The organism is Mesorhizobium sp. B1-1-5 (genome assembly GCF_006443065.1).
Lineage (GTDB): Bacteria > Pseudomonadota > Alphaproteobacteria > Rhizobiales > Rhizobiaceae > Mesorhizobium.
Genome location: NZ_VFWS01000456.1, coordinates 1 through 1281, shown reverse-complemented (window position 1 = coordinate 1281; position 1281 = coordinate 1). Strand labels below are relative to the sequence as shown.

Sequence of the window (1281 nt, the reverse complement as noted above, 5' to 3'; positions counted from 1 at the left end):
GGCTACAAGCCGCCCGACGTCAGCGCCTCGCTGGCGCTGACGTCGGGCGCTTGTAGCCGGCTCGGTGAACCCGCTCGATGAGCTCGGTGCGGCCGGCAAGATCGGCATTGATCAGGTCGCGCCAGCTTCCGCCCTGGGCCGGCTTTCGCAGCCTGTGCAGGAGCCGGTTCGCGGCGTGCCTGAGCCTGGCCACGCGCCAGGCAGGCCCGTAGATGGTCAGGAACTGGAAATACATGCCGAGCATGCCGTCGCCATAGGTGTTGGAAGCGCTGCGGATCTCGCGCCACAGCTCCAGCCACTTGCCTGCGTTGGCAAGCTCGTGCAGATGGCCGTGCCCCTGCGATACGACTTCGTCCCCGCCATGGCCGTCGAGAAGCACATTGACGCCTTTGGCGCCCGCCGTCCTGTATACCTCCCGGGTGAGCGTAAGGCCCGGCGCCAGGAACGTTCCTTCCTGCTCTTCCAGCACCCGTTCGAATTCCGCGAACGGCGCGTAGTTGCCGACCGGGATCAGCGTGCCGTCGACGCGCCCTTGTTCCAGCACCGCGTCTATGAAGGGGGTTTCGTCCATCGCCGAACCGCGTTCGAAAACCAGCGAAAAGGTGGGCAGCCTCGGCTTTTCCTCGGACAGGTTTTGCCGGCCCGCCACGCAGGCGATCGAAGAGGAGTCCAGGCCGCCGCTCAGCATGGCCCCGACCGCCGCGCTTCCGCGCATGCGGTTGCGCACGGACTGCGAGAAGAGGTGGGCGAATTCCTCGGCGGCGTCCGGCCGCATAGGCCGCGACGACGGCTCGATCTGCCAGTATCGCTGCAGCGTCACGCGCTGCCCCGTCACAGTGAGGCTGTGGCGCGCCGGCAGGCGGAAAATATCGGTATAAGGCGTCGCTTGCGGATCGTCTGGCAGCCCTGCCAGGAAACCCGAGATCTGATGTTCGCTGAGGCGGGCGCCGGCCCCGGTGACGCCAAGGATCGGGCCGATCTCGGAGGCAAAGACAAAGCGCTGCCCGTCCGCGTGATAGTAGAACGGTTTGACGCCGAAATGATCGCGCGCGCAAAACAGCACCTGCCGCTCGGCATCCCAGATGGCGAAGGCGAAGTCGCCTTGCAGGTGCACGGGACAGGCTTCGCCCCAGCGCAGATAGGCCCACATCAGGAGCACGGCGTCGGCAACCGATGCGTCGCGGACGCCGAGCCGTGCCGTCAGCTCGTCGCGATTGTCCAGGCGGCAATCCGCGGTGACGGCCAGTTTGCCGCCCGCCATCGTCAGCGGGCCGGGGCCGG

1 pseudogene is annotated in these 1281 nt (G+C 67.1%); it reads right to left on the bottom strand.

Annotation, left to right across the window (positions count from 1 at the left end):
* Positions 1-52: 52 nt before the first annotated feature.
* Positions 53-1281 (bottom strand): annotated as a pseudogene (locus tag FJ980_RS32335) (lasso peptide isopeptide bond-forming cyclase); the annotation flags it as partial.